This window comes from Burkholderia sp. Bp8986 (assembly GCF_003854225.1).
Taxonomy (GTDB): Bacteria; Pseudomonadota; Gammaproteobacteria; order Burkholderiales; family Burkholderiaceae; genus Burkholderia.
Window position 1 is genome coordinate 81,054 of the sequence record NZ_QTQM01000028.1, and the last position, 19,437, is coordinate 100,490.

General features: G+C 70.3%; 24 protein-coding genes. 7 read left to right on the forward strand and 17 right to left on the reverse strand.

The annotated features are described in order from the left end of the window. The first annotated feature begins 43 nt into the window (after nucleotides 1-43). On the forward strand, nucleotides 44-778 hold the full coding sequence (gene dnaQ, locus DID99_RS23555; RefSeq protein ID WP_124571578.1) for a DNA polymerase III subunit epsilon: 735 nt from the start codon (nucleotides 44-46) through the stop codon (nucleotides 776-778). A gap of 40 nt (nucleotides 779-818) precedes the next feature. On the opposite strand, the gene DID99_RS23560 is transcribed toward dnaQ, so the two are convergent. After that, complete coding sequence (locus tag DID99_RS23560) at nucleotides 819-1,151, reverse strand: YnfA family protein (RefSeq protein WP_044844907.1); 333 nt, start codon at nucleotides 1,149-1,151, stop codon at nucleotides 819-821. 540 nt (nucleotides 1,152-1,691) lie between these two features. Here DID99_RS23560 and proP point away from each other — a divergent pair. Further along, nucleotides 1,692-3,176, forward strand: a complete 1,485-nt coding sequence (gene proP, locus DID99_RS23570; RefSeq protein ID WP_124523557.1) for a glycine betaine/L-proline transporter ProP — start codon at nucleotides 1,692-1,694, stop codon at nucleotides 3,174-3,176. 117 nt (nucleotides 3,177-3,293) lie between these two features. Here proP and DID99_RS23575 read toward each other — a convergent pair whose 3' ends face one another. Continuing rightward, the gene (locus tag DID99_RS23575; RefSeq protein ID WP_044844954.1) at nucleotides 3,294-3,491 is read right to left on the reverse strand and encodes a hypothetical protein; all 198 of its coding nucleotides are present in this window, start codon (nucleotides 3,489-3,491) and stop codon (nucleotides 3,294-3,296) included. 343 nt (nucleotides 3,492-3,834) lie between these two features. Next, complete coding sequence (locus DID99_RS23580) at nucleotides 3,835-4,464, reverse strand: glutathione S-transferase (protein WP_124667610.1); 630 nt, start codon at nucleotides 4,462-4,464, stop codon at nucleotides 3,835-3,837. Between the two features lie 181 nt (nucleotides 4,465-4,645). Here DID99_RS23580 and phaZ point away from each other — a divergent pair, with 181 nt between their 5' ends. After that, nucleotides 4,646-5,869, forward strand: a complete 1,224-nt coding sequence (gene phaZ / locus DID99_RS23585) for a polyhydroxyalkanoate depolymerase (RefSeq protein ID WP_124667611.1) — start codon at nucleotides 4,646-4,648, stop codon at nucleotides 5,867-5,869. On the opposite strand, the gene DID99_RS23590 is transcribed toward phaZ, so the two are convergent. From DID99_RS23590 to madL, 11 genes are all read right to left on the reverse strand, one after another. Then, on the reverse strand, nucleotides 5,856-6,524 hold the full coding sequence (locus tag DID99_RS23590) for a phosphoribosyltransferase (protein WP_124571580.1): 669 nt from the start codon (nucleotides 6,522-6,524) through the stop codon (nucleotides 5,856-5,858). The two genes, phaZ and DID99_RS23590, sit on opposite strands and share 14 nt — an antisense overlap. A 175-nt stretch (nucleotides 6,525-6,699) precedes the next feature. Next, on the reverse strand, nucleotides 6,700-7,221 hold the full coding sequence (locus tag DID99_RS23595; RefSeq protein ID WP_124487570.1) for a phospholipase D-like domain-containing protein: 522 nt from the start codon (nucleotides 7,219-7,221) through the stop codon (nucleotides 6,700-6,702). Nucleotides 7,222-7,382: 161 nt separating this feature from the next. Next, nucleotides 7,383-8,315 carry an acyltransferase domain-containing protein gene (locus DID99_RS23600; RefSeq protein WP_124667612.1) on the reverse strand — a complete coding sequence of 311 codons (933 nt, stop codon included), beginning with the start codon at nucleotides 8,313-8,315 and terminating at the stop codon, nucleotides 7,383-7,385. Then, the gene (gene mdcB, locus DID99_RS23605; RefSeq protein ID WP_124667613.1) at nucleotides 8,312-9,178 is read right to left on the reverse strand and encodes a triphosphoribosyl-dephospho-CoA synthase MdcB; all 867 of its coding nucleotides are present in this window, start codon (nucleotides 9,176-9,178) and stop codon (nucleotides 8,312-8,314) included. Before mdcB ends, DID99_RS23600 begins: the two co-directional genes overlap by 4 nt. After that, complete coding sequence (gene mdcG / locus DID99_RS23610; protein ID WP_124571583.1) at nucleotides 9,175-9,843, reverse strand: malonate decarboxylase holo-[acyl-carrier-protein] synthase; 669 nt, start codon at nucleotides 9,841-9,843, stop codon at nucleotides 9,175-9,177. Before mdcG ends, mdcB begins: the two co-directional genes overlap by 4 nt. Continuing rightward, the gene (gene mdcE / locus DID99_RS23615) at nucleotides 9,830-10,537 is read right to left on the reverse strand and encodes a biotin-independent malonate decarboxylase subunit gamma (protein ID WP_044844914.1); all 708 of its coding nucleotides are present in this window, start codon (nucleotides 10,535-10,537) and stop codon (nucleotides 9,830-9,832) included. The genes mdcG and mdcE overlap by 14 nt, the downstream gene beginning before the upstream one ends. Continuing rightward, nucleotides 10,524-11,459, reverse strand: a complete 936-nt coding sequence (locus DID99_RS23620) for a biotin-independent malonate decarboxylase subunit beta (RefSeq protein WP_124571584.1) — start codon at nucleotides 11,457-11,459, stop codon at nucleotides 10,524-10,526. Before DID99_RS23620 ends, mdcE begins: the two co-directional genes overlap by 14 nt. Next, nucleotides 11,456-11,770, reverse strand: a complete 315-nt coding sequence (gene mdcC / locus DID99_RS23625) for a malonate decarboxylase acyl carrier protein (protein ID WP_124667614.1) — start codon at nucleotides 11,768-11,770, stop codon at nucleotides 11,456-11,458. The genes DID99_RS23620 and mdcC overlap by 4 nt, the downstream gene beginning before the upstream one ends. 10 nt (nucleotides 11,771-11,780) lie before the next feature. Then, nucleotides 11,781-13,454 carry a malonate decarboxylase subunit alpha gene (mdcA, locus tag DID99_RS23630; protein ID WP_124667615.1) on the reverse strand — a complete coding sequence of 558 codons (1,674 nt, stop codon included), beginning with the start codon at nucleotides 13,452-13,454 and terminating at the stop codon, nucleotides 11,781-11,783. Nucleotides 13,455-13,622: 168 nt separating this feature from the next. Beyond that, nucleotides 13,623-14,390, reverse strand: a complete 768-nt coding sequence (madM, locus tag DID99_RS23635; RefSeq protein ID WP_124667616.1) for a malonate transporter subunit MadM — start codon at nucleotides 14,388-14,390, stop codon at nucleotides 13,623-13,625. 11 nt (nucleotides 14,391-14,401) lie between these two features. Next, complete coding sequence (madL, locus tag DID99_RS23640) at nucleotides 14,402-14,797, reverse strand: malonate transporter subunit MadL (RefSeq protein ID WP_044844919.1); 396 nt, start codon at nucleotides 14,795-14,797, stop codon at nucleotides 14,402-14,404. A gap of 331 nt (nucleotides 14,798-15,128) precedes the next feature. Between madL and DID99_RS23645 the strand changes: the two genes are divergently transcribed. After that, nucleotides 15,129-15,977, forward strand: a complete 849-nt coding sequence (locus DID99_RS23645) for a LysR substrate-binding domain-containing protein (RefSeq protein WP_039322076.1) — start codon at nucleotides 15,129-15,131, stop codon at nucleotides 15,975-15,977. A 171-nt stretch (nucleotides 15,978-16,148) separates the two neighbouring features. After that, complete coding sequence (locus tag DID99_RS23650) at nucleotides 16,149-16,430, forward strand: DUF4148 domain-containing protein (protein WP_124571587.1); 282 nt, start codon at nucleotides 16,149-16,151, stop codon at nucleotides 16,428-16,430. A gap of 38 nt (nucleotides 16,431-16,468) precedes the next feature. Here DID99_RS23650 and DID99_RS23655 read toward each other — a convergent pair whose 3' ends face one another. Beyond that, nucleotides 16,469-17,386 (reverse strand): 3-hydroxyacyl-CoA dehydrogenase NAD-binding domain-containing protein, encoded by a 918-nt coding sequence (locus DID99_RS23655; RefSeq protein WP_124487560.1) that lies wholly within the window; start codon nucleotides 17,384-17,386, stop codon nucleotides 16,469-16,471. A 245-nt stretch (nucleotides 17,387-17,631) separates the two neighbouring features. On the opposite strand from DID99_RS23655, the gene DID99_RS23660 reads away from it, so the two are divergent. Beyond that, a complete protein-coding gene (locus DID99_RS23660) occupies nucleotides 17,632-18,072 on the forward strand; it encodes an Hsp20/alpha crystallin family protein (RefSeq protein WP_044844922.1) in 441 nt (146 codons plus the stop codon). A gap of 16 nt (nucleotides 18,073-18,088) precedes the next feature. Next, nucleotides 18,089-18,511, forward strand: coding sequence for an Hsp20/alpha crystallin family protein (locus DID99_RS23665; protein ID WP_124667617.1), 423 nt, complete (start codon nucleotides 18,089-18,091; stop codon nucleotides 18,509-18,511). Nucleotides 18,512-18,631: 120 nt separating this feature from the next. On the opposite strand, the gene DID99_RS23670 is transcribed toward DID99_RS23665, so the two are convergent. After that, a complete protein-coding gene (locus DID99_RS23670; protein WP_124667618.1) occupies nucleotides 18,632-18,934 on the reverse strand; it encodes a zf-TFIIB domain-containing protein in 303 nt (100 codons plus the stop codon). 61 nt (nucleotides 18,935-18,995) lie between these two features. Next, on the reverse strand, nucleotides 18,996-19,437 hold a 442-nt coding region (locus tag DID99_RS23675; protein WP_148093542.1), incomplete at its 5' end, for a TerC family protein.

A 19,437-nucleotide genomic window follows, 5' to 3' on the forward strand; every position in this document is an offset into this window, starting at 1 on the left:
CCTGAACGCAGGCCGCCCTACCGTCTTTCCCGATTTATCCGACATGCGCCAGATCATTCTCGATACCGAAACCACCGGCCTGAACCCCCGCACGGGCGACCGCCTGATCGAAATCGGCTGCGTCGAGCTGCTGAACCGGCGGCTCACCGGCAACAACCTGCACATCTACGTGAACCCCGAGCGCGACAGCGATCCGGGCGCGCTGGCCGTGCACGGCCTCACGACCGAATTCCTGAGCGACAAGCCGAAGTTCGCGGAAGTCGTCGACCAGATCCGCGACTTCGTGAAGGACGCCGAGCTGATCATCCATAACGCGCCGTTCGACCTCGGGTTCCTCGACGCAGAATTCGCGCGGCTCGACCTGCCGCCGTTCACCGAGCATTGCGGCGGCGTGATCGACACGCTCGTGCAGGCCAAGCAGATGTTCCCGGGCAAGCGCAATTCGCTCGACGCGCTGTGCGACCGGTTCGGCATCAGCAACGCGCACCGCACGCTGCACGGCGCACTGCTCGACTCAGAGCTGCTCGCCGAAGTCTATCTCGCGATGACGCGCGGCCAGGACAGCCTCGTGATCGACATGCTCGACGACACAGGCGCCGACGGCGGCGCGGCGAACGGCCAGCGCGTGGCGCTCGCGTCGCTCGAGCTGCCGGTGCTCGCGGCGAGCGACGACGAACTGGCCGCTCACCAGGCCCAGCTCGACGAACTCGACAAGTCGGTCAAGGGCGCCTGCGTATGGCGCAAGTCCGCCGACGCGGACGCCGCCGAAGCCGCCTGACGCGGCGCCTCACGCGCCGAAGCCGTGCCTGCAGCCGCGCTCAAGCGCGCGGCTGCAGTGCGATGACGGCCATCCCGCCGAGCGCGAGCATCGCGCCCGCCACATCCCAGCGGGTCAGCGCGATGCCGTCGACCGCCCGCAGCCAGATCAGCGCCACCGCGATATACACGCCGCCGTACGCCGCATACGTGCGCCCCGCCGCGCTCGGGTGGAGCGTCAGCAGCCACGCGAACAACGCGAGCGACAGCGCGGCCGGCACCAGCAGCCAGACAGGCCTTCCCCCTTTCAGCACGAGCCACGGCAGGTAGCAGCCGACGATCTCGGCCAGTGCAGTGACGGCGAACAACGCCGCAATCCTGATCAGTTCGGTCATCCGGTTCCTCGCAAATTCGGCCCCCATCCGGCGGGCCGCGCGACCCCGCCGCGCGCCGCCGATCATACCGGAGCCGGCCCCGCCGAAACCGCCGCCAGACGGGGGATTCCGGGCAATTTGCACGATCGTCTGTCATCGTGCTATCATGTCGCCTGTTTCAACATTCAATCTCTGTCTATTCGATTTCGCAAGAAGTCCGTCCGCGCATTGCGGGCCGGTGCTTCGACCGAAATTGCATCCACAGGAAAGCCCGCCCGACAGGCCCGCTTTTCTCGTTTCGTTGCCCCTCCGGGGCGCTTGCCGGAACGCCGGACTCCGTCCGCGCCGGCATCTGCCGCTCGCATCACGCGGCCCATTCTTCATGAGCGCACCGTCGCGACGGCCCATCGGGCCCGCGTCGAAGCAGTCCCTTACGGCCCTTTACCGCCTCATGTGCAGTAAGCGCTTAAATGGCCTGCCCCGACGCGCAGCACACGACATCGCGCTCGCCGGCAAACCGTGTCGGACGGCCCGCCCGTTCCGGCGCAGTCAAAGGAGTGCATGACCTTGACCGCAACACACGTCAGCCCGACCGCTGCTTCTTCCTCCACGTCGTCCGGCGAGGCTCCGCTCGCCGCGGACGACATTACCGTCGTCGACCAGAGCCTGCTCAAGCGCGCCGTCAGCGCGATGGCCATCGGCAATGCGATGGAATGGTTCGACTTCGGCGTCTACAGCTATATCGCCGTCACGCTCGGTAAAGTGTTTTTCCCGTCCAGCAGCCCGTCCGCGCAGCTGCTCGCGACCTTCGGCACGTTCGCGGCCGCGTTCCTCGTGCGCCCGCTCGGCGGCATGGTGTTCGGCCCGCTTGGCGACCGCATCGGCCGCCAGCGCGTACTCGCCGCCACCATGATCATGATGGCCGTCGGCACCTTCGCGATCGGCCTGATCCCCAGCTACGCGTCGATCGGCATCATGGCGCCCGTGCTGCTGCTCGTCGCCCGCCTCGTGCAGGGCTTCTCGACCGGCGGCGAATATGGCGGCGCCGCCACCTTCATCGCCGAGTTCTCGACCGACAAGCGCCGCGGCTTCATGGGCAGCTTCCTCGAGTTCGGCACGCTGATCGGCTATGTGATGGGCGCCGGCGTCGTCGCGCTGCTCACCGCGTCGCTGTCGCAGGAAGCGCTGCTGTCGTGGGGCTGGCGCGTGCCGTTCCTGATCGCGGGCCCGCTCGGCCTGATCGGCCTGTACATCCGGATGAAGCTCGAGGAAACGCCGGCGTTCAAGCGCCAGGCCGAGGAGCGCGAAGCGCAGGACAAGGCCGTGCCGAAAGCGCGCTTCCGCGAGACGCTGATGCGCAACTGGCGCGCGCTGCTGCTCTGCGTCGGCCTCGTGCTGATCTTCAACGTGACCGACTACATGGTGCTGTCGTACCTGCCGAGCTTCATGTCGTCGACGCTGCACTTCGACGAGTCGCACAGCCTCGTGCTGGTGCTGATCGTGATGGTGCTGATGATGCCGCTGACGCTCGCCGCCGGCCGCCTGTCGGACAAGGTCGGCCGCAAGCCCGTGATGCTGGCCGGCTGCGTCGGCCTGCTCGCGCTGTCGATTCCGTCGATGATGCTGATTCATGCGGGCACCACCGCGTCGGTGTTCGGCGGCCTGCTGATCCTCGGCGTGCTGCTGTCGTGCTTCACCGGCGTGATGCCGTCGGCGCTGCCGGCGCTGTTCCCGACCGAGATCCGCTACGGCGCGCTCGCGATCGGCTTCAACGTGTCGGTGTCGCTGTTCGGCGGCACGACGCCGCTCGTCACCGCGTGGCTCGTCGACGTGACCCACAACCTGATGATGCCCGCGTACTACATGATGGGCGCGGCCGTGATCGGCATCGTGTCGGTCGTCGCACTCGCCGAAACCGCACGCCAGCCGCTCAAGGGCTCGCCGCCGGCCGTCGCGTCGCGCCGCGAGGCACACCAGCTGGCGCGCCAGCTGCGCGAGGAAGACGACGCGGAAATCTACGGCGTCGTGTCGCCGGCGCGCGCCTGAGCGTCGCCCGCTCGCCCATGAAAAAGCCCCGGCCGAAGCCGGGGCCCGATCGAACCCGATCCGCCCGACCGGCTTGCGCCGGCCGGGCGTTTTTTTATCCGTAGACGTGACGCGGGTTCATGCGTGCGCTTCGCAGTGGCGGCAGAAGATCAGCGCACGCGAACGCGACACGGCTGCCTGCGCGCCCCGCGCGGCGACGATCAGGCCGACCTGGCCGAGATTGAAGTCGCGCTCGACCATCAGCTGCGTCAGCGCGGCAAGCGGCAACACGACGGACGGGTGGTACAGACTCGATTCGATCAGCGCTCTCATCATCGGCTCCATCAGGCAATGCATATTCGATGGAGTGGATTCTAGGGACGGCCCGCATCCGGATAAACAGCGCGATTGCGAAGTCACTTGTCAGCGGCGGAGAACAATCGGCACGTCCTTGCCGGACGGGGCCGGGCGGGCAGCGCACGAGCGCGCGGGCGCATAAGACGCAGCGGCGCGACGTGGTTTTCAGCACGTCGCGCCGAACAATAACGCGCGGTCGGACGCGCCGCGGACTGCGGTTGGGTCGATACGCGCCGAATGCCGGCCCGGTTCCGACGCGGCGGGGCCGGACGCGCCGCCGTCGCCCGCCGTCGTTCCGGTGCCGCCGCGATCGACGCCGGATTCAGGCGAGCGGCGTCTCGACAAACGCCGGCAGCGCTTCCGCACGCGCCGAATGCGCGGCCAGCGCCGGATACCGGGCCGGATCGATCCGCGCGAGCGCCGGGTAATCGGCTGCCATGAATTGCGTGAAGCGCCAGGCGACGGCGACGGTCACGTCGGACTGCAGCAGCCGCGCGCCGCCGAACCAGCCGTTCGCGGCCGCGACGAGCGGCTCGAGTTCGCCGTACGCAGCCTCGAGCTGGCTCAGCACGCGCTCGAGCCACGGCGCGTGCTGCTTGTCGGTCGGTCGCAACGCGTGCTCGTACACCACCTGCACCGTCTTCTCGGCCGCCGCCAGCGCGAGGCCCACCGGCACCAGCGTGCGCAGCCGCGCGTCGGCGGCGTCGGGCAACAGGCGCCGCTCCGGCGCGACGCGATGGTCGAAGTAGTCGACGATCAGCGACGAATCAAGCAGCGTCGCACCGTCGTCGGTCACGAGCGTCGGCGCCTTCACGACCGGGCTGAACGACCGGAACCGGTCGAACTGACGAAACACCGAGACCGACTCGTGTTCGAACGGCAGGTCGAGCAGCTTCGCCGATATGGCGACACGGCGCACGAACGGGGAATCCAGCATGCCGATCAGCTTCATCGCAAACGCTCCGCTTGAGGGAATGGGACCGACGACTGTAGCAGCGCCGTGCGCCGGTGCCTAGCGCGATGCCGCCGAAACGCGCGGCGAAATCCGCGTCGTCCGGTCACGTTTCCGACACCCGCTGCGCGCCCGGAGTGACCATAATGCAGATTCCCCCCCTTCCGCCTCGAGGTTCGCCATGTGGTACGACGTCGTCGAGCAGCAGCGGGAATGGATGCGCGCCTGGCGCGAAGCGACGCGCCACGCGTTCGACGTATGGCCCGCCGCGACGCTGCCGCACGCCGTGTCGTCGTGCTACGACGACCTGTTCGAGCCGCTCCTCGGGCCGGCCGCCGGGCCGCCGCGCTTCGAGATCCGGCGGCCGGCCGTCGACGAGCGGATCGTCGCGCGCACGCCGTTCTGCCAGTTGCGGCGCTTCGCACGCGACGATGCGCGGCGCGCGGTGCTGCTGTGTGCGCCGCTAGCGGGGCACGCGGCCGTGATGATGCGGGAGACCGTCGAGGCGCTGCTCGCGGACGGCGACGTCTGCGTGACCGACTGGGTCAATGCGCGCGACGTCCCGCTCGCGGCGGGCCGCTTCGGGCTCGACGAGTACGTGGCGACGCTCGACGGCTTCGTCGACGCGCTCGCCCGCGACGACCGGCCGCTGCACGTCGTCGCCGTATGCCAGGCCACCGTTCCCGCGCTCGGCGCACTCGCGCTGCGCGCCGCGCGCGGCCACGCACCGCCCGCGAGCGTCACGCTGATCGGCGGGCCGCTCGACGCACGCATCAACCCGACCACGCTCGGCACCACGGCCGCGTCCCGTTCGCTCACGTGGTGCCGCCGCCACCTGATCGACATCGTGCCGCCCCGCTTCCCCGGCCGTGGCCGGCACGTGTTCCCGACCTATCTTCAGCAGGGCGAGATCGCGCTGCTGTATCCGCAACGCTTCCTGACGCTGATCGAGGACTACGCGCGCGCCGCGTCGCACTTCGACCTGACGGCGCTGGCGGACGCGCGGCGCGCGCTGCGCGAATACACGGCGCTGCTCGACATGCCGGCCGAATACTTCCTGGACACCGTCGATATCGTGTTCCAGCGGATGTGCCTCGCGAACGGCACGTGGCAAGTCGGCGGCCAGCGCGTGGAGCCGGCCGCGCTGCGCGGCGTCGCGCTGCTGACGGTCGAAGGCGGTTGCGACGCCGTCACCGGCGCCGGCCAGACGCATGCGGCACTCGACATGTGCCGCGGCCTCAAGGCCGGCGAGCGCCAGCGTCTCGATATCGACGACTGCGATCACTACGGGCTGTTCACGGGCGCGCGCTGGCACGGCAACGTCCATCCGGCGCTGCAGCGCGTGTTCGCGCAGGCCGAAGCCGTTCGCCCGATATCGCGCCGGCGCCGGGTCAGGCGGACGTGAGGTCGTCGTCCGGCCCGTGGGCAGCATCGAGGAGCGCGCGCACCTCGTCGTCGCCGGTCTGGTCGAAACGCGCGTAGAACTGGCTGATCCCGAAGAAGCGCAGCGGCTGCGACACCGTCACGAACGCATCGGCCAGATCGTCGAACGCATGCTGGGCGCCGGCCGGCGCGACGGGTGCGGCGGCCACGATGCGCGCGGGATGGCGCTTGCGCAGCGCCTGCAGTGCGACGCGCATCGACGCGCCGGTCGCGATTCCGTCGTCGACGACGATCGCGATGCGCCCGTCGACCGGCAGCGGCGGCCGCGCGCCGCGATACAGCGTGTCGCGGCGCTGCAGTTCGGCGGTCTCGCGCACGATCACGTCGGCCAGCTGGGAATCGGACACGCCCATCGCGCGGATCGCCGCGTGCTGCAGGTGGATCGCCCCGCCGGTCGCTATCGCGCCGATCGCGAATTCGGGATCGGAGGGCATGCCGAGCTTGCGCACGACCAGCACGTCGAGCGGCGCGCGCAGCGCCTGCGCGATCGGGAATGCAACCGGTACGCCGCCGCGCGGCAGCGCGAGCACGACGACGTCGCGACGCCCCGCATAGTCGTGCAGCGCGAGCGCAAGCTGACGACCCGCGTCGGCGCGATCGGCAAAACACTCGGTCAAGATCGGCTCCCTGCCGTTGGGCCGGATGCGCGACCTGCGCGCCGGCACCTGTTCAACGAGCATGGTTCATCGGACACGCCGATGCAAGCGGGGTCATACCGGCGTCCGCGGCAGGCCGATCGCGGCAAGGAATAGGATGGGTGGCGTTCGCCCGGGGCGGGCCGCCGTCAAGCGCTTAGAGCCCGCCGGCCTGCCGATACAACCGCCAGAACGACTGCGCGTACGACTGCGCGAGTTCCGGCGCACGCTGGAACACGTTGACCGTTTCCGCGTGCGCGGCCGCGTCGTCGGACAGCGTCGTCAGCGCGACGCTGTCGTCGACGATCACGAAGCGCGGTGCGGGGTCGCCGTGCCGCGAATCGATCGCCACGTCGATGCCGGCCGATTTCAGATAGCCCGCGCCGCTGTACTTGCCCGCACGCGGCGAGCGAACCAGCACGACCCGTACGTCGATCCCGCGCGAACGCGCCGCGCGCAGCGCCGCCGCGACCGCGGGCGGCACGTACGCGTAGCCGGCCAGCAGCACGCGGCGCTGTGCCTGACCGATCAGGTCGACGGTCGCGTCGGCCGCCGCATTGTCATACGAAAAGTACCTGCCGACCGCGGCGGCGTCGGACGGGATCGGGCTGGCGTGGGCGGTCGCCGCACAGCAAAGCGCGGCGACGAGGAAGGCGGCTGGTCTCATGGCGGGCGCCATTGTAGCGACGCCAATTCGCATGACAAGCGCCTGCTGCAGCGCTGCTGCGCCGGCGCAACACCCGGCGCGGAACGACCGGTCGGCAGGCGGATTTCGAAGCGGAATTCGAAGCGGACTTGAAGCGGTTCCGGCGCGTGATCCGGCCGCTTGCACGCCGCCGGTCAGCCGGCCGCGACGCGCGCGAGCCAGCTCGCGATACCGTCGACGGAACGGAAATCCGCGACGCTGCGGGCCGGCAGCGCCGGATACGCGCCGCCCGCCATCTCGGCCAGTGCGCGGCCCGGGCCGAGTTCGAGAAACGCGGTCGCGCCGGCCTCGACGCACGCGGCCAGGCAGGCCGCCCACTCGACCGGCTCCGCGATCTGGCGCGCAAGCTTGTCGAGCCCGGCGTCGACATCGAGCACCGACGCGCCGTCGATCCCCGAAAACAGTCGCGTGCCGGGCAGCGGCCGGCGCACGTTCACGGCGGCCAGCGATGCGCGAAACGCGGGCACCGCCGCCGCGAGCCGGTGCGTGTGCGACGCGATCCGCACGCACACGGGCGCGACACGCAGCGCACCGTCGCGTGCGGCGGCGTCGGCCACCGCGGCGACGTCGGCCTGCCGCCCGGCCAGCACGTAAGCATCGCCCGGATTGGCGATCGCGATCGCCGCATCGCGGCCGTCGCAGAGTTGCGCGAGCCGCGCACGCGTGAGCCCGCGCACGAATGCCATCCGTTCATCGCCGCCGCTCGCGGCATCCATGGCGCGCGCGCGCGCCTCGGCCAGCGCCAGCGCGTCGTGCGGATCGATCATCCCCGCGACGCTCCACGATGCGACTTCGCCGACGCTGTACCCCGCGACGCAACGACGCCGCGGCCACATCGCCTCGAGCAACATCGTCACCGCAAGCGCCTGCACCGTGCAGAGGATCTGCGCAGCGCGGTTCTCGCGCAGCGCATCCGGTTCGGCGTGCCGCACCCAGTCGCGCGGATCGTCGCCGAGGAGCCGGCCGGCGTGCGCGAACAGCGCATCGGCTTGCGGCACCGCGCCGGTCAGCTCGAACATGTCCGCACGCTGCGCACCTTGCCCCGAACAGAGGATCGCCAGCGTCATCGTCCCGCCTCGTTCGTCTCGAGCGCATCGACGAACACGCTCATCGCCAGCAGGTCGGCCGCGCCGCCCGGGCTCAGCCGGCGCGCGACGAACGCGCGGTGCGCGGCGGCCGCTCGCAGTCGCCAGTCGCGGGCGCGGATGCCGCCGCGGGCAACGAATGCGCGTGCCGTGGCGCGCGCGAAATCGAGGCCGGCCTGCCCGCCGCGGTGCAGCAGGTTCGTATCGTCGAGCGCGGCGATCAGCGCGAAGCAGGCGTCGACGCGCGCGGCCTCCGGATCGTCCGGCATGCAGGGCCGCGCGCGGCGCAGGGCCGGCAGCCCGACGTCGTACACGGTCGTGAACCCGTCGGCCGCCTCGCGACGCGCGCCGCCGACGCCGTAGCGGCGGCTCGCGCGCTCGCCGTGACTGTCGGGCAACCGCGGGCCGCCGAGGATCTCGGTGCCCCAGCGCCGCGCGACGAACGCGCCGAGCGTCAGCGTGCGTGCCGCGGTGCCCGGCACCGTGCGGCGGCCGGCGGCCGCGCACAGCAGCCCGAGCCCGAAGATCGCGCCGCGATGCGTGTTGACGCCGCCGGTCGCGGCAAGCATCGCGTGTTCCGCGCGCAGCCCGATCTTGCGCAGCACGGCCATGTCGGCGTCACGCGCACCGGCTTCGGCGAGCTCCGCGAAGTACGGCCGCAGCACGGCCGCGCTGCGCACGAACATCGTGGCATCCATGTCCGCGTGACTGCCGCTGTCGACGTGACTGACGAGGCCCGGCTTCGGATAGGTGTCGATTTCCAGCACGAGGCTGTGCTCGGCGAGTTCGGCGATGCGCTCGGCATCGGACGGCGCCGGTGCACGGCAGGCGGCCCAAGCACTCATCGCGTGCCTCCGGTGAATGCGTCGGCAGGCATCAATTCGACGGCCATCGCCGTCTTGACCGCGACTTCAGGCAGCCGCGCATGCAGCTCGCGCCAGTTCACGCCGGCGCCGTCGTCGCGCAGCAGTTCGCCGTCGATGCGCATCGGCGCGTGTTCATCGAGTGTCGCCAGGCCGTCGAGCAGAGCGGCGAGCGATGCGGCGTCAGGCAGCGGAAACACGATGTCGAGATCGGACGACGCGCTCAGGTAGCGCTCGCCCGTCAGCGCCTGCCATGCGAGGCTGCCGAATACGCGGCCCTGCACGCCGCAGCGGGCGCCGAGCGCAGCCAGGTCGCGCAGCGTCGCGTGCCATGCGTCGGGTGCGACAGCGAGCACATCGGCGAGCGTGGGCAGCGGACCGACCGACGCGAGCGCGTCGGCGGCGACGTTCATTGCAATGCGCCGCTTGCCCGCCGAAGGCGGCAGCGGCAAGCCGAGCGGGATGCGCCCCGCATCGGCCTCGTCGGGCGACGCGCGGCGCACGATCAGCGGCCAGCCGTGCGCGGCCCACGCCTGCACGAGCGGATCGGCCGCCAGCGCGGGATCGCGCGCGCAGGCCGCGCCCCACCCGGCCGCCGTCAGCGTGACGAGCGTGTGGCGGCGCAGCGGCGTGTCAGCGTGCGGCACGCGCGAGTGCCTCGACACGCCGCGCGACGTCGGCCGCGACCGGCCGGCCGCGCGCCGCACGCACGTCGTTGCGATCGGCCGGCTTGCCGAGCCATTCGGCGACCTGCGCGTCGAGCGCGCGTGCCGGGTCGAGCACGGCGTCGACGGCGCCCATCTTCACGAGATTGTCGAGCCCCGGCGCGAACACCGGCGTCGAGCGCGCCATCTCCTTCAGCACGTCGATCGGCAGCTTCGTCACGCGCGACATCGACGGCAGGTCCATCACTTCCGGCTCCGCGCCCGGCAACGCGAGCAGCGTGCGCGTCGCGAGCGCGGTCGCGATGAACGCGCCCGCGGCCGTATGGCCGTACAGCAGGCCGATCGTCCGGTGCCCGGCGAGCTCCGCGTGCATCAGGCATTTCGCGAGATGCGACAAGCCTTCGTTCAGGCCGAGCAGTTCGTCGCGCTTGCTCATCCGCTGGCTGTCGCTGTCGACGAGCACGAGAATCGGCGTGTCGCCGCCGCGCCCGATCGTGTCGAGCACGTGCGACGCGAGCGTCACGGCTTCGTCGATGCCGAACGGCAGCCGGTCGGCGACGCCGATCACGTCGACGCGCGTGCCGGTCAGATCAGCGTGGCCCGCCAGCAAGCCGCCGGTCCGCGTGATCGCGTGGCCGTTCGGGAACAGCGAGGTCAGTACTTCATCGAGCGTCATGCTGCGGCTCCTGCAGTTGATCGGCGAGCTTCGCGAATTCACCGTCGGGCATGCCGGGAATCGCTTCCGGCTCGCTCGCGCCGAGCGCACGCCACACGTCGAGCGCGTCCTTGCATGCGCCGAACCGTTCGACGCGCGCTTCGAGACGCGCCTGCTCCGCGCGCAGCATCGCCGCGTCGAATTTCGGCGCACGGCCGATCAGGTCGAGCGCGGCCGCGCGAAACGCGTCGGGCGTATCGGCCACGTAGCGGTCCGCGCCGCCGATCAGCCGGCGGTGCTTGCCGCCCATCGTGCGCCAGATCAGCGCGCGATCCTTCGCGTCGAATTCCTCGACGCCGCGATTGGTCTCGATCACCTCGGGCCCCGACACGCTGATGCGCCCCTGCTCGGACACCGCGAGCGCCGAACAGCACGCGGCAAGCAGCCCGCCGCCGCCGTAGCAGCCCGCACGCCCGCCGATCAGCCCAATCACCGGCACGCCGGCCGCGCGTGCCTCGACGAGCGCACGCATGATCTCGGCGATCGCCAGTTCGCCCGCATTCGCTTCCTGCAGCCGCACGCCACCCGTATCGAACAGGATCAGCACCGGCGTGCCGAGGTCGCGCGCCGCACGCAGCAGCCCCGTGAGCTTCGCGCCGTGTACCTCGCCGAACGCGCCGCCCATGAAGCGGCCCTCCTGCGCGGCGACCAACACCGGCGTGCCGTCGAGCCGGCCGCGGCCGACCACCATCCCGTCGTCGAACTGCTGCGGCAGGTCGAACAGCGGCAGGTGCGGGCTCGTCACACGATCGCCCGGCCCGAGAAATTCGGTGAAGCTGCCCGCGTCGAGCAGCCCGTCGACGCGCTGGCGCGCCGACGCTTCGTACCAGCTCGCGCGGTTCGCGACGAATGCGGGTGCGTCGTGGATCGCGTCGGTCATCATGCGCCTCCCTCGATCGCTCGCACGGCTTGCGCGAGCCGCAGCGACACCATGTCGGGCCGCGCGCCGCCGTCGTTGATCGACAGCTTCAGGCCGCCCGGCGCGCGCCGTTCGACGAAGTCCGACACGACGGCCTGCCACACCGCGCCGAAACCGACCGCCGCGGTGCGGATGTCGATCTCGCATTCGTTGCCCGGCAGCACGCGCTCGACGAGCACCTCGAGATTGCCGGACGCGACCACGCCGACGAGCACCGTGGCCAGTTCGCCCTGCGCGCGTTCGCGCGCGGTGAAGCGATAGTTCAACTGTTCCATGCCCTTGTCCTCACCAGTTGCGGAACCGGGCCGGCGGCGCATACAGGCCGCCCGACCAGTGCACGAGATCCTTGATCGAGCGCGCGGCAAGCCAGCGGCGGTCGGCGTCGAGCGGATCGATACCGAGATCCTCCGGGCGGCGGATCACGCCGCGCTCGCGCAGCCGCTCGACCAGCCTGCGATCGCGCCCGCGGCCGACTTCCGTATAGCCGGCCACGCCGCGGATCGCGTGCTCGCGTTCGTCCTTGTCGCGGCACATCAGCAGGTTCGCGATCCCTTCCTCGGTGACGATGTGCGTGACGTCGTCGCCGTAGACCATGATCGGCGCGAGGTCGAGCTGCAGCTTGTCGGCGAGCTTCAGCGCGTCGAGCTTCTCGACGAACATCGGCACGTTCTTGTCGCCGAACGTCTCGCCGATCTGCACGACCAGCTTGCGGCCGCGCCTGAGCGCCGCCGGCGTGTCGGGGTCGGCCTCCGCGCCGGCCTTCAGCCACGGCGCGCTCGGGTGACGCCGCCCGCGCGCGTCGCTGCCCATGTTCGGCGCGCCGCCGAACCCGGCGATGCGCTCGGCCGTGACCGTCGACGAATGGCCGGACAGGTCGATCTGCAGCGTCGAGCCGATGAACATGTCGCATGCGTAGAGGCCGGCGGTCTGGCAGAACGCGCGGTTCGAGCGCAGCGACCCGTCGGGGCCCGTGAACCATACGTCGGAGCGCGCGCGGATGTAGTCGTCCATCCCGACTTCGGAGCCGAAGCAGTGAATCTGCTCGACCCAGCCCGATTCGATCGCGGGAATCAGCGTCGGGTGCGGATTGAGCGCCCAGTGCGTGCAGACCTTGCCCTTCAGCCCGAGCTTCGCGCCGTAGGTCGGCAGCAGCAGCTCGATCGCGGCCGTGTTGAAGCCGATCCCGTGGTTCAGGCGCTTGATCCCGTACGGTTCGTAGATGCCCTTGATCGCGAGCATCGCGGTCAGGATCTGGGTCTCGGTGATCGCGGCCGGGTCGCGCGTGAACAGCGGCTCGACGTAGAACGGCCGGCCGGCCTCGACGACGAAATGCACGCGGTCGCCCGGAATGTCGACGCGCGGCACCTTGTCGACGATGCGGTCGACCTGCGCGATCACGATGCCGTCCTTGAACGCGGTGGCTTCGACGACGGTCGGCGTGTCTTCCGTGTTCGGGCCGGTGTACAGGTTGCCGTCGGCATCGGCGCTGACCGCCGCGATCAGCGCGACCTGCGGCGTGAGATCGATGAAGTAGCGGGCGAACAGTTCAAGATAGGTGTGCACCGCGCCGAGCGCGATCTTGCCGCCGAACAGCAGCTTCGCGATGCGCTGCGACTGCGGGCCCGAATACGCGAAGTCGAGACGCTTCGCGATGCCGCGCTCGAACACGTCGAGATGCTCGGGCAGCACGACGCCCGACTGCACCATGTGCAGGTCGTGGATCTTCGCGCTGTCGACGTCGGCGAGCGCGATGGCGAGCAGGTCGGCCTGCTTCTGGTTGTCGCCTTCGAGGCAAACGCGGTCGCCGGGCCGCAGCACCGCTTCGAGCAACGCGACGGTGTCGCGCGCATCGACCCGCTTGCCGCGCGCCCCGGAGGAAGTGGCCTTGGGCCACGCGAAAGCCGCGCCGGCCGCGAGGCGTGCATCGCGCGCCTGCCGCGCGTGATTCCATCCCGTCATGAACAGTTCTCCCGCTTCGATGGTTCAGCGGCATTCTAAGCCTGGCGCCGCCGCCGATTGATGATGTTGACGAATGCGACTCAGAGGACGCCGCGATGGATGCGGCCCCGCCGCGGCCCGCGCACGCCGGTGCTTGCGCACGGGTCGCCCGGATCGCACGCGTGGCGGTTATGCGCCGACCAGCGCGCGTGTCGTGAAGAACAGCACCGACGGCCCGAGCAGGCAGCCGACGCCGGTATGGAACGTCGCGACCAGCGCGCCGTACGGCACGAGCCGGCGATCCGTCGCCGCGAGGCCCGCGCTCACGCCGCTCACGGTGCCGGCGAGGCCGCCGAAGATCATCGCGGAGCGTGGCGTCTTCAGACCCATGAAGTTGGCCGCGACCGGCGTGCCGACCATCACGATGATCGCCTTCACGAGGCCCGTCGCGATGCTGAGCGCGATCACGTCGGAGCTCGCGCCGATCGCCGCGCCCGTGACGGGCCCGACGATGTAGGTGACCGCGCCCGCGCCGATGGTCGTCATGCTGACCGCATCGGTATAGCCGAACGCGCGCGCGATGCACGCGCCGACGATGAACGGCAGCACGGTGCCGAGCAGCAGCGACACGACGCCGACGAGGCCGGCCTTGCGCGCCTCGGTCGGCTGCACTTCGAACGCGGTCGCGACGATCGCGAAATCGCGCAGCATCGCGCCGCCCATCAGGCCGATGCCGGCGAACAGCTTGACGTCGGCCAGCCCCTTCTCGCCGCCGGTGAACGCGCCGCCGACGTACGCAAGCACGAGGCCGATCACGATCGCGATCGCCGAGCCGTGCACGCGGCCGAAAGTGAGCCTGCGCGACGCGAGCGACGACAGCCACATGATCAGGCCGACCAGCGCGAACGACGCGACGAGCCCGTTGTGGGCGACGGTTTTTTCGAGCATCTGCAGCATCGCGGCCTCCGTTACTGTTCTTCGAATTGCGGCACGCCCGCGAAGGCCGTGTCGTCGCGCCCGGTGCGCACGAGTACCGCGATGCAGCATGCGCAGATCGCGACCGCGCCGATGGCGGCGAGCAGCGCGACCGGCCCGCCCTTCAGCGCGGCGACGACGTTCTGGTTCGCGGCCATCGCGACGACGACCGGGATGTACATCGCGCCCCAGAAACCGACGCCGGCCTCGGTCTCCTTCGGCAGCCAGCCGCGCCGGTGCAGCCACAGGCGCAGGCAGATCAGCAGCAGCATCGCGATGCCGACGCCGCCGACGTTGGTCTTCACGCCGATCGCTGCGCCCAGCAGGTCGCCGAGGAACAGTCCGGCCAGATGGCAGAACGCCAGCAGCGCGGTTCCGTAGATGATCATGAGTCGTCTCCAGTCTCTTCGTGACGGGTGCCTGACGCGTGCGGGAGTCGGGCCCGCATGCCGGTTCCGGGCGCGGACTGGGTGTCTCCTGCGGCGGGGCGCCGCGGCCCGGCGGCTCGTCGTGCGAGCGCGTTCTCAGGCGGTCGATGGGATGATGCGGTTTCGGGCCGGACGCCGGATGGCTTAGACTGACCGATGGAGCCGGCGGCGCGACACGGGCTACGCGTCCGGCGCCCCGTTTGCATGGGCCGCACCAGCGCGTGATCCGATACTAGCGCCGCACCATCCGGCCATTTATGAAGTTGTCGAAACCGATTCAGTGGATTTAGCAATGCGTCCATTACCGCCCGAGCTGCTGCGCAGCTTCGTCGCCGTCGCCCAGTCCGGCAGTTTCACCGCCGCGTCCGAACGCGTGAGCCTGTCGCAGTCGACCGTCAGCCAGCACATTCGCCGCCTCGAGGAACTGCTCGACCGGCCGCTGTTCGAGCGCGACACGCGCAACGTGCACCTGTCGCAGCACGGCGATGCACTGTTCCGCTACGCGGTGCGCATCCTCGAGCTGATGGACGAGGCCGTCACGTCGGTGTGTGGCCCGCCGCTGTCGGGCAAGGTGCGGCTCGCGATGTCGGAGGATTTCGCGTCCGCGCACCTGACGGCCGCGCTCGCGAGCTTCGTGCAGCGCAATCCGGAAGTCGAGCTGGCGATCTCGACCGGGCTGTCGGGCGACCTGTTCGATGCGCTCGACGAAGGCCGTCACGACCTCGTGTTCGCGAAACGCGTCGCGGGCAGCCGGCGCGGCCGCGTGATCCGCAGCGAACCGCTGTACTGGTGCACCGGCCCCGATTCGCGGATCACCGGCCACGAGGCCGTGCTGCCGCTCGCGATGCATCCGGAGCCGAGCGTATCGCGCCGCCGCGTGCTCGAGTCGCTCGAGGCGGTCGGCCGCCCTTACCGGATCGCCGTCGTGAGCAGCAGCATCGCGGTGCTGCGCGCGGCCGCGAGCGCGGGGCTCGGCGTCAGCGCGTTCGCCGGCTACGTGATTCCGGCCGGGCTCGCGCGGCTCGACGCGGGGCTCCCCGAACTCGGCGAACTCGAATACGTGATCGACCGGCCGGCGGCCGCGTCGCGCTCGACGCTCGCGCTCGAAGCGACGCTGATCGCGGCGGCGGCCGAGCTGTAAGGCTGGCTGCCGCCTTCACGCCAACGCCGCCGCGGTGTTCGCGCGCAACTGACCATCTTGCCCGGAACGCGTCAGCGTCCGCGCAGTCCCCGCTCGCGACAATGGGCCGCATCGGAACGCACGGCAGTGTGCCGCGCGTCCGCTGTCCCGTCCCCTTGATCGGAGCACACCATGAACGTCGTGCGAATCGCCGTCGCGGCCGCCGCAGCCGCGCTGCTGTCCCCCGCCTTTGCGCAAACCGATGCCGCCGCCCCCGCGCAGGGCCTCACGCGCGCGGAAGTCGTCGCCCAGCTGAAGCAGGCCTACCTCGACGGCGAATTGCCGACCAACGACGGCAACTATCCGCCGGATGCCGCGACGCGCGCGCGCAATCGCGAACTGGTGCAGGCCGCGCTGCCCGCGTGGCTCGCGCAGACGCCGCAGCCGGCACCGCAAGCGGCCGTGCAGCAATAGCCTTCCCGGCGCGACCGGAACGCCGCGCGGCGACGCGCTCAGGGCAGGAAGCTGCGGCGGCGCGCGTCGATCAGCTCGACGAGCAGCCGGTCGCGCTCGGCCGCCAGTTCCTGCATCGAACGCTCGCCCTGGATCGCGCGCAGTTCGTCGTTCAGCTTGCGATCGACGGCCGGATCGAACGACGGCGTGCCGAGGTCGTCCCACCACGTCGTGATCGGCCCCGACAGGTGTTCGAGGAAGTGTGCGATCCCGCCCGCGCCACCGCCGAGGTGATAGGTCAGGCACTGCCCCATCAAGCCCCAGCGCAGGCCCGGCCCCCACGCGACCGCCTTGTCCGCATCGGCGACACTCACCACGCCTTCGCCGACGAGGTGATACACCTCGCGAAACAGCGCGGCCGCGAGCCGGTTCGCGACGTGGCCGGTCATCTCCTTGTTGAGCACGATCGTCTGCTTGCCGAGTGCGTCGTAGAACGCCTTCACGCGCGCGATCACGCTCGGGTCGGTCGCGCTGCCGCCGACCAGCTCGACGAGCGGAATCAGGTGCGGCGGGTTGAACGGATGCGCGATCAGGCAGCGTTCCGGATGCCTGTCGCACGCGGTCTGGATCTCGGACATCTTCAGGCCCGACGAGCTCGACGCGATCGGCACGCGCGCGGGCAGCACGTCGTCCATCTGCCGGTACAGCGCGCGCTTCAGGTCGAGCCGCTCGGGGCCGTTTTCCTGCACGAAATCGACGCCGTCGAGCGCGCGCACGAGATCGGCGTCGAACGACAGCCGCGCGGAAAGTTCGGCGGCCCGCTCGCCGAGGAAGGCCGCGAGCGCGTCGCGCAGCCGCGCGTCGGCCTGCGGTGCGGGATCGGTCGCGACGACGTCGAAGCCCTTCGACAGATAGAAAGCCGCCCAGCTCGCGCCGATCACGCCGGCCCCGACGATCGCGATGCGTTGAATCTCCATGTCCGTTCCGTCTCCGTGGTCTGTGGATAGCGCGACGATTGTCGCATCGATCCCCGTCACGACGCGTTGATGCCGATTGCACTTTCCCTCTTGAAAACGACCGCGGCGGCCTCTAATTACCCGTTGCCAGGCAGTGCCCGTCACGCGCACTGCCCCCGTTTCGACTCAGCGGAAAACCGTGCGTCGCACTCGCCATCGGCGTCGCGCCATCGTGTCTTTCGCGTCTCATGTTCCGGAGGATCCTCATGAGCGGTATTCATTTCGGTCACGACCTGTTCGACGAATTCGCCCGGGTACAGCGGCAGATGGCGAGCCTGTTCGGCGAGCCCCCGACCGGCATCCGCGCGGTGCGTCCGAGCGCGTTCCCCGCGCTGAACGTCGGCGCGACCGACGACGCGATCGAGATCGTCGCGTTCGCTCCCGGGATGGCCGCGGCCGACTTCGACGTCTCGATCGACAAGGACCTGCTGACGATCAGCGGTGAGCGCAAACCCGCACCGCACGACGCCGGCGACGACGTACGCACCTACGCGCAGGAGCGCTTTCACGGCGCGTTCCGCCGCGTGGTCGAGCTGCCGCAGAACGCGGACGCCGACAACGTCAGCGCCCGCTATGAGAACGGCTGCCTGCTGATTCGCGTCGGCCGGCGCGAGGCCTCGAAGCCGCGCGCGATCACCGTTCAGTAACCTTCAGGAGAACGATATGAATACGAGCCAGAGCCAGAGCCAGACCCTGACCGAACGCCAGACCGGTGCCACGCAGGCAGCCGCCGCCGAAGCCGCGCGCCGGCCCGCGATCACGCCGGCCGTCGATATCGTCGAAGACAGGCAGCGCGTCACGCTGCGTGCCGACCTGCCCGGCGTGCCGCGCGAAAACCTCGACGTGAAGGTGCACGACAACACGCTGACGATCGAAGCCGACACACGCATCGACACGCCGGCCGACCTGCGCGTGCGTCACGCCGAAGTCCGCGCGCCGCGCTACGTGCGCACGTTCGTGCTGAGCCCCGACCTCGACACGTCGCGGATCGATGCGAGCCTGCGCGACGGCGTGCTCACGCTGACGATTCCGCGCCGCGAGGAAACGCGCCCGCGCCGCATCGACGTGACGGCCGGCAACGCGTAACGTCGGCGCGTGTTCGTCCGCGACGCGCATGACGAATGACGAATGACGAAGCCCCGCCGGGCATGACGCGCGGCGGGGCTTTTTTTCGATGTGCCGAGCAGGACACGCTCGCCGTCGCGTTCAATCGAAATCGAACAGGTCGAACACCGACTTCTTGCGACGCCGGCCGTCGTGCCGGTAACGGTCGTCGGGCACGCGGCCGTCGCGCCCCCAGCCGTCGTCACGCCCGCGCGGCGCCTGCGCATCGTGCCGCACCGGCACCTCGTCGCGGCGCGCCGGCCCATCGCCGGTTCCGCGCGCGATCAGCTTGTCGAGTTCGCCGCGATCGAGCCACACGCCGCGGCACGTCGGACAGTAGTCGATCTCGATCGATTGCCGCTCGGCCATCAGCAGGTCGGGCGTCTTGCAGACCGGACATTTCATCGCGTTTCTCCTTTCGTCGGACATTCCGAATCGAGGGCTGGCCACGGCCCGCCCGCCTGGCTCAGCGACCTTCGCCGCGCGCCACGCGCTTCGCCTTCGCGCGCCGCGCCAGCATGTTCATGCCCTCGACGAACGCCGAGAACGCCATGGCCGCGTAGATATAGCCCTTCGGCACGTGCGACCCGAAGCCTTCCGCGATCAGCGTCATGCCGATCACGACGAGGAACGACAGCGCGAGCATCACGATGGTCGGGTTGCGGTCGATGAAGCGTGCGAGCGGCTGGGCGGCGAACAGCATCACGGACACCGCGACGATCACCGCGACGAACATGATCGGGACGTGCTCGGTCATGCCGATCGCGGTCACGATGCTGTCGATCGAGAACACGATGTCGAGCATCACGATCTGGCCGATCGCGGCCCACATCGTCAGGCCGGCCGCGCCGCCGGATGCGCCCGCGCCGTCGCCGTCATGCGACACGTGGTGATGGATCTCGGTGGTC